This window comes from Bifidobacterium biavatii DSM 23969 (assembly GCF_000741165.1).
GTDB lineage: Bacteria > Actinomycetota > Actinomycetes > Actinomycetales > Bifidobacteriaceae > Bifidobacterium > Bifidobacterium biavatii.
The window spans coordinates 1-14,474 of sequence record NZ_JGYN01000010.1 but is presented as its reverse complement, the minus strand read 5'-3'; the positions used below and the strand labels follow the sequence as shown (position 1 = coordinate 14,474).

Here is a 14,474-nt window from a genome sequence, read left to right as displayed (position 1 = left end):
ATGTAAATGTACGGTTTGCACCCACGAATAATGTCCGGAAATGTACGGTCCGTGCCCACGATCAACGGTGATCGGGCCATGGAACGGTAATCCAATAACAATTCCAACAATAAATATCCCGTCTGTACCCACAGTCCATCGGCAGCCAATCAACGGAAGACTGCCGATGCCGCCAATGTGGGCATAACCGGCAAATTGTCATGCGCAAGCCGTCGCCCTCAAGCCGCCACGCAAGTCGTCTCCCTCAAGCCGCCACACATTCCCGCCCTATCGGCTCCCGTCGACGCTGACCTGATCGAAGGTGATGTCGCGCAGCGTGCGGTTCTCGTCGTCGAATCCGTTGATTTCGATCGGCGGGCACGGCTCCCAGTGATCCCACACGTAATGCCGTCCGAGCAGCCTGATGCGCCGGAAATGGATGTTTTCGTAGTAGGGGAGAGTCGGGGCCGCTTCGCCGTCGTTGTTGTGGTATTCGTACGAGTGCACGAGGATGCGCGAGGCGATGCAGTCGCTGAGCGTCACATCGCGCACGAATCCGCCGCGCTTGGCGGACGCCTTGATTTCCAGCCCCTGATTGGACTTGCCCATGTCGCAGTCCCAGATGCGCACGTGTTCCACGCCGCCCGACATCTCACTGCCGATCGCGATGCCGTGGCCGCCGTCCGCGCGCAGGTCGAACACGTGGATGTCGCGCGTGGGCCGGTTGATCACGTTGCCTTCCGGGTTCTTGCCGGATTTGATCGCGACCATGTCGTCTTCGGTGACGAAATCGCAGTCGAAGATCGTGCAGTGTTCGGACGAGTCCGGATCCCAGCCGTCGCCGTTCCACACGCCCATCGACTTTATGCGGCAATGGTGCGTGACCACGTGCTCGGAGTAGATGAAGTGGATGTTCCATGCGGCTGCGTAGCCGAGCGTGAGGTCTTCGATGAGCACGTTCGCGCCGTTGCTGATGTTGACGAGCCGGCCGCGCGTGCGCGACGCCCGCTGCGTGAGCGAACGGAAGACGGCGTCGTCGATGGCGTCGGCGTTCGTGATGCCTGATTCGGTGATGAGCCGGTCTCGTATGCTGCGCGTCTGCGCTTTGGCGAGCGTCACGCCGCCGCCGAGGATCGCGCCGCCGCCGCGCAGGGTTATGTTGCGGCAGGTGGGACCGGCAGTGTGGTCGAGCGTGCCGATGTTGATCAGGCTTGCGTGGCACTGCTGTTCGATGCCCTCGAATCGGCTGGAGATCATCGGCAGATAGTCCGCCGGGTCCGCGCTGCCCTGCAGCGTCGCGCCCGGGGCGACGCGCAGTTCCATGTCGTCGTGCAGGAACAGTGCTCCCGTCAGAAACGTGCCGGAGGGCAGCAGCACGGCCTGATTCGGCCCGCAGTCGTCGATGGCCCGCTGGATCGCGTGCGTGTCCATCGTCGTGCCGTCGCCGGCCGCGTTGTACGGCGGCCGCGTCACGTCGATGATCGTCCGCTGCGGCCAGGTACGCGTGTCCAGATCAAATCCGGCGATCACATGTCCGTTCGCGTCCGTCGCGTCAACGCGAACGTGATGCGCGCTGTCCGGTGTCAGATCGTCGAACATACAGTGCGTGTGTTCGACGACGGCGAGACGTTCCCCGTCGAGCGTCACCGCATACTCGGTCGGCGGATCGGCGTCCGTCGGCGGCTCCCAGAACACGGTGAGCGTGTCTTCGGTGACGGTGTGGCCGAACCACGGGATCGTTGCTGCTGCCATTGCTGCTCCTTCGCCTTTCGACCATGCTCCCGAGCCAACGATCCGCAGCGCATGCCTGTCCGCTGGGTCGCCGCATCGTCGCCGGAACCCGTTGCCGATAACGGTTCACAGTATAACGATCCGACTCATAACCGCTCGGCATACGTTGCCACGGTTTGCAGACGGAGCGTCCTCCGCCTCTCCTGACGCCTGCCGATATGACGAGTGGCGGTTTGCGTTTACTGAGCATGTTTCAGTGAGCGAAAACCGCCACTCGTCATGAACGGCCTGGATCATGTCATTTCGATCGGATGCCGGTGGGCGAACGGTCGGGAAAAGTTTTCTCTACTCGCTGCGCTCCTTCGAAATGACATGGTCGGAGGATAGGCGTTGAGAGTGCCCGATTGGAATGCCGGGCTTACTCGCGGCGCAGCTTGCTTGCCGCGCCCTCGTCGATCATCCACAGCAGCTCCTGCCCGTCGGCGAACGAACTCGGCGCCATCGGATTGCGCGGCTCGGCGAACGCCTTCGCCACGGCCTCGGCCTTGCGCGCCTCGGACGTGAACACCCACGTGTGACGCGAACGCGCGATCATCGGCACGGTGAGCGTCAGACGCAGCGGCGGCGGCTTCGGCGAATCGCGCACGCCGGCGACAAGCACGTGCGGATCGTCGATCAGCACCTGCGACAGTCCCGGAAACAGCGACGCGAAGTGCGCGTCCGGGCCGACGCCGAACATCGCGATGTCGAGCGCGGGATCGTCGCCGAGCTCCGATTCAAGCTCGCGCTGGTAGTCGGCTGCGGCGCGAGCCAGCACCGCGTCGGTTTCCTCGGGCGACGCTGCGGCGATCTCGTCGGGCGTGCGCGTGTCGGCCGGCATTTCGTGAATGTTCGACTCGGGCAGCAGGCCGTCGTCGATCATGCGCGCAAGGAATTCGCCGCGCGCCTGCTTGGCGTTGCGATCGTCGTCGTCGGCCGCGACGAAGCGTTCGTCGCCCCACCAGATGTGCACGCGCGACCAATCGGTCGCCTCGGACAGCGGGCTGGCGAGCAGCTCGTGGAACACGCGGTTGCCGTCGGTGCCGCCGGTCACGGCGATGTCGACACGCGTGCGGCCCGGCTCGGCGAGCAGATCGCCGATGGTCAGCAGCGTGCGCGCGGCGACGGCCTGCGCGAGCACGGTCGGATTCGGATAAATGATGGTCTTGCGGTCAGTCATGACGTTCCTTTGTTCGGAATCGGCCTGCGGCCGGTGCGATCGGTTGGCTCGCTGCGCTCGCGACGCTCCCTCAGTCCGTCTGCGGCGGCCAGCGACCTGCAATTACGGACAGCCTTACGGCTGGCTGTTTACTGGTTCGCTATCGCTCACTCCTCGCCTAAAAACAGTCCACTGGACTGTTTTCTTAACGGCTCGGCCTAGCCGAGGGAGCCGAGGTTCCGCTGGCATCATGCGTAGCGCGATTCTGATGTCGGTCGTTTCAGTCGTTTCAGCCGTTTCAGTTGTTTCAGTCGTTGGGATGGATGAGATCCCAGCCGCGGGTGATGACCTCGGCGTAGATCTCGTCGGGGTACATGCGGCGCAGCTCCTCGCTCAGGCACTCCTCGAGCGTGCGCGCGGGCACGCTGATGGTCTGCGGCGACTGGCCGGGCATACTGATGACGGCCACGCCCTCGTCCGCGTCCGGGCGTTCGAGACTGAGCACGCCGTCGGCGCGGGTCAGATACACGCCGGTCACGGCGGTCGCGCCCGGCACGTCCTCGATCACGACCGGCACGTTGAGCCGCAGACGCAGCCACGCGGCGAGCAGATCCATCGGCAGGAAGCCCTTCGGGCCGGTCACGCGCACGGTGCTGATCGGCAGATGCGGCGGCTGGTCGAGCATCGTCGCCAGCATCGCGCGCCACACCGTCAGGCGTGTCCACGACATGTCCACGTTCTTCGGCGACCAGTTGCGGCGCAGATCGCTGATCGTGCGGTACGGGTTCGACGAGCGCATCGCGTCGGTGATGCGGCTGCGGGCCATCGCGCCGAGCAGGTCCTTCGACGGGTTGGACGGCGCTTCGGTCGGCCACCAGGCCACGACCGGAGCGTCCGGCACGAGCAGTGGAATCACCAGCGTGTCCGGATGGTGAACGAGTCCGCCGCGCGGATGCAGCACGATGATCTCGCCCGCACCGGCGTCCGCGCCGAAACGCACCTGCGCGTCCAGATTCGACGTTTCGTCGTCGGCCGCGGCATCGTCTTCGGGCTCGGCGTGCGTTTGCGCGCCGGCCGCGCCACGCTTCGGGCTGATCGCGATCACGCGGCACGGATGCTCGCGGCTGGCCGCGTTCGCGAGCTCAAGCGCATGCTCCAGCTCGTCCTCGTTCGTCCAGATCAGCAGCGTGAGCACGCGGCCGGTCGCGGACTCGCCGCGCTCCTCGTGCAGTTCGTCGATCTTGCTCGAAATCTCGCGGGTACGGGTATTCGGCATATCAATGATCATGGCATCCTCCAATGGCGTCCGTCGCGGGCGAGCATCTCATCGGCCTCCTCCGGCCCCCACGTGCCGGAACGGTACGGTTGCGGCTGGCCGAGCGTCGACCAGAACTCCTCGATCGGGTCGAGAATTTCCCAGCTCAGCTCCACCTCGCGCGTGGTCGGGAACAGCGGCGGCTCGCCGAGCAGCACGTCCAGAATCAGACGCTCGTACGCTTCCGGCGAGCTTTCGGTGAACGAACGGCCGTAGCTGAAGTCCATCGACACGTCGCGCACTTCCATGGACGAGCCTCCCGGCACCTTCGAGCCGAACCGCATCGTCACGCCCTCGTCGGGCTGCACGCGGATCACGATCGCGTTCTTGCCGAGCTCACGCGTCGCCGTCGATTCGAACGGCAGATGCGGGGCGCGCTTGAACACGACCGCGATTTCGGTGACGCGCTTGCCCAGGCGCTTGCCGGTGCGCAGGTAGAACGGTACGCCGGCCCAGCGGCGCGTGTCCACGTCGAGCCGGATCGCCGCGTACGTTTCGGTCGTGGACTGCGGGTCGATGCCCTTTTCGTCCAGATAGCCGACGACCTCGTGCGAGCCCTGCCACCCGGCGGCGTACTGGCCGCGGGCCGTGTGCGCCGCCAGATCGCGCGGAATGCGCACGGCGGACAGCACCTTCGTCTTCTCGGCGATCAGGTCGGAGGCTGCGAACGAGACCGGCTCCTCCATGGCGGTCAGGGCGAGCAGCTGCAGCAGGTGGTTCTGGATCACGTCGCGCGCCGCGCCGATGCCGTCGTAGTAGCCGGCTCGTCCGGCCACGCCGATGTCCTCGGCCATGGTGATCTGCACGTGGTCGACGTAGTTCGCGTTCCAGATCGGCTCGTACATGGCGTTCGCGAAACGCAGCGCCATGATGTTCTGCACGGTCTCCTTGCCGAGATAATGGTCGATGCGGAACACGCTCGACGGGTCGAACACCTCGGAGACGACGCGGTTGAGATCGTTCGCGCTCGCCAGATCGTGGCCGAACGGCTTTTCGATGATCACGCGGCGCCACGCACCCTCGGTGGAACGCGACAGGCCGCAGTCGGCGAGCTGGCGGGCGACGATCGGGAAGTCGCGCGGCGGCACGGACATGTAGAACGCATGGTTACCGCGCGTGCCGCGGTCGCGGTCAAGCTCGGCAACCGTGTTCGACAGGCGCTCGAACGCCGACTTGTCCTCAAAGGTGCCCTGCACGAAGCGGATGCCGGCGGCAAGCTGCTTCCACGTGGACTCCTTGAACGGGGTGCGGCAGTGCGCCATCACGTTCTCGCGCACGAAATCCTTGAAATGGTCCTCGGTCCAGTCGCGGCGCGCGAAGCCGGTCAGGCCGAAGCTCGGCGGCAGCAGGCCGCGGTTGGCGAGGTCGTAGATGGCGGGCAGCAGCTTCTTGCGTGACAGATCGCCGGTCACGCCGAAGATCACGATGCTGCACGGGCCGGCGATGCGCGGCAGGCGCAGGTCGCGCGGGTCGCGCAGGGGATTGACCCAGGTTGTGGTTTCACTCATGGCTTCCATCCTAGACGCTGGGTTTCGCCTTGGGCTTGGGATTTTCGGTTCCCGGGATTGCGGTCGAAAATCCCGGGAACCAGAAAGCGCACATTTTTGAACATTACCCGAACGCGGATCCTTGGGTTTCCAACGGTGAACATGTGCGAACGAACGTGGTCCGGTTCCCGGGATTATCCGCGGACAATCCCGGGAACTGTGACGCAGCTGACAGTTGGCATCAATGCCTCAGTCGCTCCAGCATCCGCCCGTTGAGCCGGATCTGCGAGAACAGGATCGCCGAGAAGATCAGCGCGAAGCCCACGCCGGCCGCCGCCTGCACGCGCTCGCCGTAGAACAGCACGGAAAACAGCAGGCTGAACACCGTCTCCAGGCACATGATGATCGACGCCTGCGAGGGCGGCGTGACCTTGAGTCCGATGTTCTGCATGATCTGCGCGCACATCGTCGCGCCGAAGAACAGGTAGACGAGGCATGCAAGCACGTTCGGCTGCAGCCATGCCGCGCTCGGCGCCGGCTCGGTCAGAATCCCGCCGATCAGGCAGGCGACGCCGGCCACCACGAACTGCGCGAACGTGAGCGCGACCGGGTGGATCGTCTGGCCAAACTTGCCGAGCCAGACCAGATTGAACGAGAACACGAACGCGCACAGCAGCGTCAGCAGGTCGCCGATGCTGACCGAGAACCCGCCGAGCCCCGAGCTGAGCGACACGAAGCCGACACCGGTCAGGCACAGCGCCGCGGCGACGAGATTGCGCGCGGTCGGCCGCTGGTGCATGAGCAGCCACGACGTGAACGGCACGATCACGCAGTACGCGGCCGTCAGGAACGCGCTGCGGCCGGGCTCGATCATGGTCAGTCCGGTCATCTGGCTGACCATCGTGCCCCAGTACGTCGCGCCGACAAGCAGTCCGGGCACGATGATGCGGCGGTTGAGATACGGCACGATCTGCTTGCGGAACAGGACGAGCATGATCGCGGACGCGGCGAGCAGGCGGATCGCCATGAGATACTGCGGTGTGACGACGCTCATTGCGACCTTCGCGGTCGGATAGCTGCCTCCCCACAGCATCGCGCATGCCAGCAGCATGACCTTGCCAATGGTGGGCGACAGCGTGAACTTGCGCGGCATTGCCCCTGAGCTCCTTCTCATTCGACGTTCCGACGTTCCGGCTCCGTGGCCCGAAACGAAAACCGACAACAGCTTAGCCGCTCGCCCCGCGCCCCGCGCCCCGGCGTGGCGGCAGGTCGAGCGTGTGCGCGCCGACGTGCCATTATAGTGACATAGGAAAACCGTTGGACTAAGTCCGTAGACGACGGAGAGGGGAGCGAGGATGCCCGCAGCGAAACGGATTGGACAGGACGATCTGCGCACGCACAACATGTCGGTGGTGCTGTCGACCATCGCCCGTTCGCGCGTGCCGATGAGCCGCGCGGCGCTCGCCAAGAGCATCGGGCTGACGAAGGCGACCATGTCGCTGCTGACGGACATTCTGCTCAGGAACGGCGTGCTGCGCGAGCTCGCGCCGACCACCGAATCTACGTACGGTCGTCCGGCCACGCCGCTGGCGTTCGCGCCGGGACATTGGGTCGGCGTCGGCATGCAGATCAACACGGACGGCATCGGCTACGTCGTGCTCGACGTCAGTGGAGACATCGTATGCAGCGACTGGCACGAACGCACGATGGTCAACGTCGATCCGGACGCGGCGTTCGCCGAACTCGACGGCATGATGCGCCCGGTCGAACGTGACCTGGCCGAACGCGGCTATCGCATCGCCGGCTCTCGGCTCGCGCTGCCGGGCTTGGTGACCAACGGCGACCGTCTGCTCGTCGCGCGCAACTTCGGCTGGCGCGACATCGACCTGAACCGGTACGCGGTTTTCTCGCGGCTTGACGCAAGCGCCGACAACGAGGCGACGCTGGCCGCGATCGCGCAGATTCCCGGCTACGCGTCGCAGCGCGCCGACCGCGACTGGCCGATCGGCCCGCTCGACTCGTTCGTGTACGTGTCCACCGACATCGGCATCGGTGGCGCGTACGTGCGTGAAGGGCAGATCGTGCGCGGCGATCACGGCTTCGCGGGGGAGATCGGGCACATCTGCGTCGACCTGCACGGTTCGTTGTGCCGCTGCGGCCGGCACGGTTGTTTGGAAACGATTGCAGGACGCCGTGCGCTGACCGTCGCGGCCGGGCTGGCGGAGGACGACGATTCGGCGGCTGCGAGCACCGAGCTGCTGCCCGACCTGTATGCGGCGTGGCGCGGCGGCGATACGAAGGCGGCGCTTGCCGTGGAGCGCGCGCTGTCCGCGTTGGCCGCGGCGCTCGCGTCGACGGTGAACATGATCGACATGGAAAACATCGTGCTCGGCGGCCTGTGGAGCGGGTTCGGCGACGGCCTGCTCGCCGATCTGGAACGTCGCGTCCAGTCGCAGATTCTTGCGCGTGACGCGACGCGCGTGCGGCTCATGTTTCCGCCGGTCACCGAGCATCCGGCGATGCGCGGCGCGGCGGTGATGGGCCTGCGCCGGCTGTTCGACGATCCGATGCGGTTCATGACGGCCGATTAGGCGGTGCGCGTGCGCGGCGGCGGGGGAGCCGTAGCCGGCGTGCGATGAGGCTTCTCCGCCGCCGTGCCCGCATGTGTTTAACGCATCGCGATGCTGGCGGTAGTCTCGGCCCCCTCGGCTGAGGGGGCTGTCGACCGCAAGTCGACTGGGGGAGCGTCATGGCACGCCAGTGTCGCTAACAACACGGCATCGCGCGACGGCGAGATTCCGATACCTCGGGCCGCACAGCTCATATACGTCAAAATGTGAAGAGATGAATCGTTTTGCGATCACTGTGCATTGCATGATGATATGGAGCTGAAAATCGTTGGAATGATTGATGACGCGCCGTATTGCGCGCGATTAAGTTTAGTGATTTGACAAAGATAGTTAAATGGTTTTATTATCGTGGATGTCAGCCGGCGGAACGCGATGGGCGCAGGGCGCAACAGAACGCGAAGCCGGAACAACGATGTGCATATTAACCGTCCGCGCGAGCGGACATCAGCAAAGGAGACCACGATGGGTCTGTGGGACGTTGACAAGATCGAATACGTCGGCCGCACGAAGGGACCGCAGGAGGGCCTTGCCTTCCACTACTACGACGCCGACCGCGTCGTCGCCGGCAAGAAGATGAAGGACTGGCTGCGCTTCGCCGTCGCCTGGTGGCACACCTTCAATCAGGAGCTCGTCGACCCGTTCGGCACCGGCACCGCGCACCGCCCGTACTACAAGTACACCGATCCGATGGATCAGGCGCTCGCCAAGGTCGACTACGCGTTCGAGCTGTTCGACAAGCTCGGCGTCGAATACTTCTGCTTCCACGACCGCGACATCGCGCCGGAAGGCGACACCCTGCGCGAAACCAACGCCAACCTCGACAAGGTCGTCGATAAGATCGAGGAGAACATGAAGTCCACCGGCGTCAAGCTCCTGTGGAACACCTCCTCGCTGTTCACCAACCCGCGCTTCGTGTCCGGCGCCGCCACATCGCCGTTCGCCGACATCTACGCCTACGCCGCCGGCCAGCTCAAGAAGAGCCTCGAGATCGGCAAGCGCCTCGGCGCCGAGAACTACGTGTTCTGGGGCGGCCGCGAAGGCTACGAGAACCTGTGGAACACCGAGATGAAGCGCGAGCAGGACCACATCGCCAAGTTCTTCCACATGTGCGCCGACTACGCCAAGGAGATCGGCTTCGACGCCCAGTTCCTCATCGAGCCGAAGCCGAAGGAGCCGACGCTGCACCAGTACGACTTCGATGCGGCCACCGCCATCGAGTTCCTGCGCAGCCACGACCTGACCGACGTCTTCAAGCTCAACCTCGAAGGCAACCACGCCAACCTGGCCGGCCACACCTACCAGCACGAGATCCGGGTCGCCCGCGAGGCTGGCTTCCTCGGCTCGCTCGACGCCAACCAGGGCGACAAGCTCATCGGCTGGGACATGGACGAGTTCCCGACCGACCTGTACGAGACCGTCGCCGTCATGTGGGAGGTCCTGCAGGCCGGCTCCATCGGCCCCCACGGCGGACTGAACTTCGACGCCAAGCCGCGCCGCACCTCCTTCTACGCGGAGGATCTGTTCCGCTCGCACATCGCCGGCATGGACTCCTACGCCGCCGGCCTGCTGGTCGCCGACAAGATGAACCGCGACGGCTTCATCCAGAACCTCATGGCCGAACGCTACAGCTCCTACGATTCCGGCATCGGCGCGACCGTCGAGAACGGCACCGCCACGCTCGCCTCGCTCGCCGAGTACGCGATCGACAAGCCGCAGTCCGAGCTCATCGCCGCGACCAAGTCCGATCACCTCGAGTCCGTCAAGGCGACGATCAACAACTACATCGTCGACGCGCTGTCCGAGGCGTGATTGCACGGCGTCTGACCGGCGTCTGACCGGCGTCTGACCGAAACGCTCCGAATCGTTCGCAGCGTTCCGGTCAGACGCCTTTTCCGTATTTCCGTTATTTCGGTTCCGGACAACGTCGTCTAGATCACCATCCCGACTCTTGACGCCGCGGGCGCGCATACCGTAACATGCGACAAGCCTGCGGGCCCATCGCCCGCAACATCGCCCGCCTACAATCCGTAACCGTCGGGTTGTCCACCACTTCACACGAAAGGACCGATCGACATGACCATCGCAGCCCTTACCGCCTTCGTACTTTCCCTCTCCGGCGTCGCCCTGCGCGGCCACCTGCGCCGCAACGGCTGGATGTAGCCGGTCACGCCGGCTCAAGGAAGCGCAGGTAGGCGATCAGATCGATGGCGGTCTGCGACAGCACGCCGTCGCTGTCGGCATAGCTGACCGGCGCGGCCGGATCGGCTTCGGCGAGACCGAGCACGTAGGCCGCGCGGTTCGTGGCGGCCGCGCCGGCGTGATCGCGCGCGGCGGTCCAGCGTGCGGACGTGTCGAGACGCAGACCGTACACCTTCGTCTGACGAATCATGATCGGGCCGCGCTGCGTCCACGAACCGTTCGTCGTACCGCCGTCTGTCTCGTTTGAGCCGTTGTCCGTGCCGCTGTCCGAGTCCGCCGTGCCGTCGCCGGCATGGTCGTCGGACCGTGGCACGACGACGATCGACGCCGGCTCGTACGTGCGTATGCTCAGCTGACGTCCGGCGTCCGTGCCGTCATCCACCGCGCGGCACGTCACCTGCGCGACGTTCGATTCGGACGCGGCGGAACGTGTGCAGTCCCAAGTGCCGTCCGCAGTGCCGGGTGCCTGGCCGGCCGCGCCGTCGATCGGCAGCTCGTACCACGTGCCGCGCATCGCGGACGGTTGCGAGGCGGCCGTATTCGACGGATATCCATACTGATCGTCGTACCATGTCGTCGCGTCGTCGGTCGTCATCGCGGTCGAACCCTGCGCATACTGCAATTCAGCCAGTGACGAGAACGGCGTGACATAGCCGTCCTCGGCCAGCCGGTCGAGCGTGGCGGCCGGCGCAACGATCACGTCCTGCACATTGTCGGCGCGCATCGACGCCCATGCGCGGCGCAGCTGATCGCCGTCGGCGGACGACAGCGTGCGTATCTGGATGTCGCGTGCATGCATGCGTTGCTCGTAGGCGAAATCGCGCGTCACGTCGGAGACGACCGTCGCGTATTGGCCGGCGTCGACCAGTGTGATCCTGAGCTTCGGATCGGCGAAGACGACCATGCGCAGCAGGGACAGGACCATGAGCAGCGCCACAAGCGCAAACGCGACCCAGCCGAGGATGCGGCGGCGACGCGCGTTGCGACGCGGGGGACGGCCGCCGTGCGCTTCGTCGACGGCGTTGTCGTGATTGAAGAGAATGTCATAGGTCGCGGGAGCGGCGAGCACCTGATTCGGGTCGCTCGGCTGATACAGCGGGTCGTTCATCGGAACTCCAGAAAACGGGCGAACTGATCATTGAGTTCGGTGGCGGATCGGGCGCCTCCGGCGGAATCGTAGGGGTAGAAGGCGATCAGAGGATCGTCGGATGTGGAGGAATCGGCAGTGGTGCCGGCGCTCGTGGTACTGCCGGTTGCGTCTGCCGTGCCTGCCGCGCCGCCGGTCAGTCGCATCCACGTGCGCGAACGGTTCAGTAATAATCCCTGCTGCGTGGACGCATACCGTTGCAGCATGGCGGTCTGCTCCCACGCGCATTCGCCGGTAGCCTCGCACTGCTTGGCCGCGTCGGCGTCGAGCACCTTGACGCTCGCCGCCGGGCGGTATTCGGTGCTGCCGCGATCGGTGGCGCAGATCGTCGACCCGCGTTGGTCGTCGCGCTCGCATCGGCGCGTGAGATGATCGTCGGTGGTGCCGTCGAGCACCGTGCTGACATGGTCGCCGTCGCAGGTGAAGTAACGCCATGCGGCGTTGGGGACGGTTGCGGCGAACGCGTCGCTGAACGCCGGATCAGCGCCCACCGACGCATCCGGATACATGGTGATGGGACTGTCGCAGCTCGTGGCGTCCGTGGCGTCGTCGAACGATGCGGCGGAGGCGATCAGCGCCACGACGCCCTGTTGCTGCGCCTGCGCGATGCGCTCGGACAACTGTTCCGCCGTGATGCCGGCCTCGGGATGGACGACGCGCACCTGATCGTCGTCCAATTTGTTCGCGCTGGCGAAATCCGAGCCGAGTCGCTCAACCTGTTCGGCCAGTGCCGCGGAACCCCATGCCATGATGGTGATGCGCGTGCGGCGCTCGCGGTGGAACCCGTACGCGGCCGCGGCGATCAGCGCCACGGCCACGGCCGCGATCAGCGCGATGGTGACAGCGCGTGCAACTCCCGAGGTGCGACGGGCCGCGATGCCGGACGCATCGGGCGAGCCGGACGCGCCGGACCCATCGGATGCGCCAGGCGAACCAGGGGAATGGTCCTGCCCGGTTCGGCCTGCCACGTCGTTGATGTCGTGCCGCCTCATGATGGCCTCCTTCGGCTTGTCGGCGGTGCCGGAAGTCCTCGATGCCCCGGTGGTTCCAGTGTGCGCCGTTTCGCCTTCGCGCCCAACCCCGCGTCGCGCGCCGCACGACGCATGTGCGGCGGGAGCGTGACACGGAGCGGCATGTGATGGCGGCGATTCATGAAAAAGACTGATTTTTCAATGGTTGTGCGTGCATAGAGGGGAGACGCGGTTCGCTCCCTGTCACGCACCGTGTCACGAATTGGGGCCTGTCACGCACGGTAGGGAATGATCGCCTCGCACTGCCACGCATCGCCGTCGGCGGAGACGGTCAGCGAGCCGCCGAGGCGTCCGATGAGCGCGCGATGGCGAGCCAGTCCGGTGCCATCGTGTCCGGCGTAGTTGTGACGGCCGTCGTTGTTTGGGATCTGGGCGTTGCCATGATGATCGGCTGCGCCGTGCGCCGCGATCGGTTGCGTCGGTTCTCCGGAAGAGTCGGTGCGGACGGTGTCGGAGCAGGAGACGACGATGCGCGCGGCGGTCGCGTTGACCGCGACGATGTACGGGCTGTTCGGGTCGGCATGGCGGACGATGTTCGCATAGCATTCATCGATGAACGCCAGCGTTTCCGCCAATACGGGCCGCGCGACCGCCGGCGGCGCCGTCTCGGTCGTCGGCGACAGGCCGGCGCCGTCGAATCCCGATTCCGACAGCCGCGCGTCGTGCACGCGCAAACGATCGCCGATCAAGCCGATCCATCGATAGCCGGTCATGTTCTCTGTCGTCCGCAGTTCTTGCGCAGGGCGTGCCGGAGTTGTCGGCCGTCCGAGTTCGCGGATCATGCCGCGCGTCGTGTCGTACGCTTCCTGCGCGGCGTCCCGCATCAGCCGCAATTCGTCGCCGCCGATCGGCTCGCCGTTGTCCGTGTGACGGTCCATGACCATGAGCAGAAACGCGAGCCTGTTCGACACGTCGTCGTGCAGTCCGGTCGCCATCGTCTCGCGCATGCGGCTGCGTTCCAACAGCAAACGATTGCGCTCCAGCGCCGATTCCGTCGCCTGCCGCCGCATCTGCTCGCGCAGCGCGTATCCGGCGACGGCCGCCACCGCGAACCGGATGATCGTCGAGGTCAGTTCTCCGACCGCGTCGAAGCCGACGCCCGCGTACGGTTCGGCGAACATGCCCGCACGGGCGTTGACGACGAACGACCCGCAGGCATGGACGACGATGGCGGCCGCCGGGACCGGCAGACAGCGCAACCCGACGCGGAACACGGCCACGCCGACCGCGAACAGCGCCGCATACTCCAGATTCGGCGGCAACATGATCGCGGCGATCGGTCCGCTGCCTGCAACGATGCCGTTCGCGCCGATCATCGCCACGGTATTCCAGCCGATCGCATTGCCGGCCTGACCGTTCATGCCGTCCATCGTCCCGACCAACGGCGTCGCCGACCACGCCAGCGCCAGCACGCCCGCGCCGACCGTCGGCAGGGCGGGCAGCAGCAGACACGCCGCAACGCAGACCGCTGCGATCACGGCCGAACCCCACGTCATCGGCACGTACCGGGCCATATGGCCCACGATCGACCCCAGCAGCAGGTATGCGCCGAACAGCGCGGCGAACGCCGTCGTCCATCGGCGCTCGTCATACCGCGATGCCAGCTGGCGCAATACGCGCAGGAGCCGGCCTGCGACGGACGCGGCGTGCGGCGGCATGGCCTGGTGTGCGGCGTTGCGGCCGATGTCGTCGGTGTTGTGGTCGATGTCGTCGGTGTTGTGGTCGACGCCGTTGCCGCCGTGCTCGTTGGCGGACGG

At 65.7% G+C, this 14,474-nt stretch carries 10 protein-coding genes and 1 pseudogene; 2 read left to right on the top strand and 9 right to left on the bottom strand.

The window, feature by feature from the left end; all coding sequences use genetic code 11:
* Positions 1 to 267: 267 nt before the first annotated feature.
* The 6 genes and pseudogenes from BBIA_RS04660 to BBIA_RS04640 all read right to left on the bottom strand — a co-directional run bounded on the left by BBIA_RS04660 (position 268) and on the right by BBIA_RS04640 (position 6,863).
* Positions 268 to 1,731, bottom strand: coding sequence for a glycosyl hydrolase family 28 protein (locus BBIA_RS04660; RefSeq protein ID WP_051923784.1), 1,464 nt, complete (start codon positions 1,729 to 1,731; stop codon positions 268 to 270).
* A gap of 397 nt (positions 1,732 to 2,128) precedes the next feature.
* Positions 2,129 to 2,929 (bottom strand): 6-phosphogluconolactonase, encoded by an 801-nt coding sequence (pgl, locus tag BBIA_RS04655; RefSeq protein ID WP_033495279.1) that lies wholly within the window; start codon positions 2,927 to 2,929, stop codon positions 2,129 to 2,131.
* Positions 2,930 to 3,215: 286 nt separating this feature from the next.
* Positions 3,216 to 4,013, bottom strand: a complete 798-nt coding sequence (locus BBIA_RS04650) for a glucose-6-phosphate dehydrogenase assembly protein OpcA (RefSeq protein WP_420796682.1) — start codon at positions 4,011 to 4,013, stop codon at positions 3,216 to 3,218.
* Positions 4,002 to 4,196: pseudogene (locus BBIA_RS15175) on the bottom strand (glucose-6-phosphate dehydrogenase assembly protein OpcA); the annotation flags it as partial. The gene BBIA_RS04650 and the pseudogene BBIA_RS15175, both read right to left, overlap by 12 nt.
* Positions 4,193 to 5,740: a glucose-6-phosphate dehydrogenase gene (gene zwf / locus BBIA_RS04645; protein ID WP_033495275.1), complete on the bottom strand. Its 1,548-nt coding sequence runs from the start codon at positions 5,738 to 5,740 to the stop codon at positions 4,193 to 4,195. The pseudogene BBIA_RS15175 and the gene zwf, both read right to left, overlap by 4 nt.
* Before the next feature lie 211 nt (positions 5,741 to 5,951).
* Positions 5,952 to 6,863, bottom strand: a complete 912-nt coding sequence (locus BBIA_RS04640) for a DMT family transporter (protein WP_033495273.1) — start codon at positions 6,861 to 6,863, stop codon at positions 5,952 to 5,954.
* A gap of 202 nt (positions 6,864 to 7,065) precedes the next feature.
* On the opposite strand from BBIA_RS04640, the gene BBIA_RS04635 reads away from it, so the two are divergent.
* Together BBIA_RS04635 and xylA are read left to right on the top strand one after the other, a co-directional pair.
* On the top strand, positions 7,066 to 8,301 hold the full coding sequence (locus tag BBIA_RS04635) for an ROK family protein (protein ID WP_033495272.1): 1,236 nt from the start codon (positions 7,066 to 7,068) through the stop codon (positions 8,299 to 8,301).
* Between the two features lie 501 nt (positions 8,302 to 8,802).
* Positions 8,803 to 10,149 (top strand): xylose isomerase, encoded by a 1,347-nt coding sequence (gene xylA / locus BBIA_RS04630; RefSeq protein ID WP_033495271.1) that lies wholly within the window; start codon positions 8,803 to 8,805, stop codon positions 10,147 to 10,149.
* A gap of 355 nt (positions 10,150 to 10,504) precedes the next feature.
* On the opposite strand, the gene BBIA_RS04625 is transcribed toward xylA, so the two are convergent.
* The 3 genes from BBIA_RS04625 to BBIA_RS14400 all read right to left on the bottom strand — a co-directional run.
* Positions 10,505 to 11,647 carry a hypothetical protein gene (locus BBIA_RS04625; protein ID WP_033495270.1) on the bottom strand — a complete coding sequence of 381 codons (1,143 nt, stop codon included), beginning with the start codon at positions 11,645 to 11,647 and terminating at the stop codon, positions 10,505 to 10,507.
* The gene (locus tag BBIA_RS04620) at positions 11,644 to 12,678 is read right to left on the bottom strand and encodes a hypothetical protein (protein WP_033495269.1); all 1,035 of its coding nucleotides are present in this window, start codon (positions 12,676 to 12,678) and stop codon (positions 11,644 to 11,646) included. Before BBIA_RS04620 ends, BBIA_RS04625 begins: the two co-directional genes overlap by 4 nt.
* Before the next feature lie 251 nt (positions 12,679 to 12,929).
* Positions 12,930 to 14,474 (bottom strand): sensor histidine kinase (locus tag BBIA_RS14400; protein ID WP_035138055.1); only part of this gene is annotated, 1,545 nt, incomplete at its 5' end.

What these genes read in the sequence shown, in the direction of transcription:
- BBIA_RS04660 (WP_051923784.1), bottom strand. Translation starts at nt 1,731, where the DNA reads ATGGCAGCAGCAACGATCCCGTGGTTCGGCCACACCGTCACCGAAGAC.
- pgl (WP_033495279.1), bottom strand. Translation starts at nt 2,929, where the DNA reads ATGACTGACCGCAAGACCATCATTTATCCGAATCCGACCGTGCTCGCG.
- zwf (WP_033495275.1), bottom strand. Translation starts at nt 5,740, where the DNA reads ATGGAAGCCATGAGTGAAACCACAACCTGGGTCAATCCCCTGCGCGAC.
- BBIA_RS04640 (WP_033495273.1), bottom strand. Translation starts at nt 6,863, where the DNA reads ATGCCGCGCAAGTTCACGCTGTCGCCCACCATTGGCAAGGTCATGCTG.
- BBIA_RS04635 (WP_033495272.1), top strand. Translation starts at nt 7,066, where the DNA reads ATGCCCGCAGCGAAACGGATTGGACAGGACGATCTGCGCACGCACAAC.
- xylA (WP_033495271.1), top strand. Translation starts at nt 8,803, where the DNA reads ATGGGTCTGTGGGACGTTGACAAGATCGAATACGTCGGCCGCACGAAG.
- BBIA_RS04625 (WP_033495270.1), bottom strand. Translation starts at nt 11,647, where the DNA reads ATGAACGACCCGCTGTATCAGCCGAGCGACCCGAATCAGGTGCTCGCC.
- BBIA_RS04620 (WP_033495269.1), bottom strand. Translation starts at nt 12,678, where the DNA reads ATGAGGCGGCACGACATCAACGACGTGGCAGGCCGAACCGGGCAGGAC.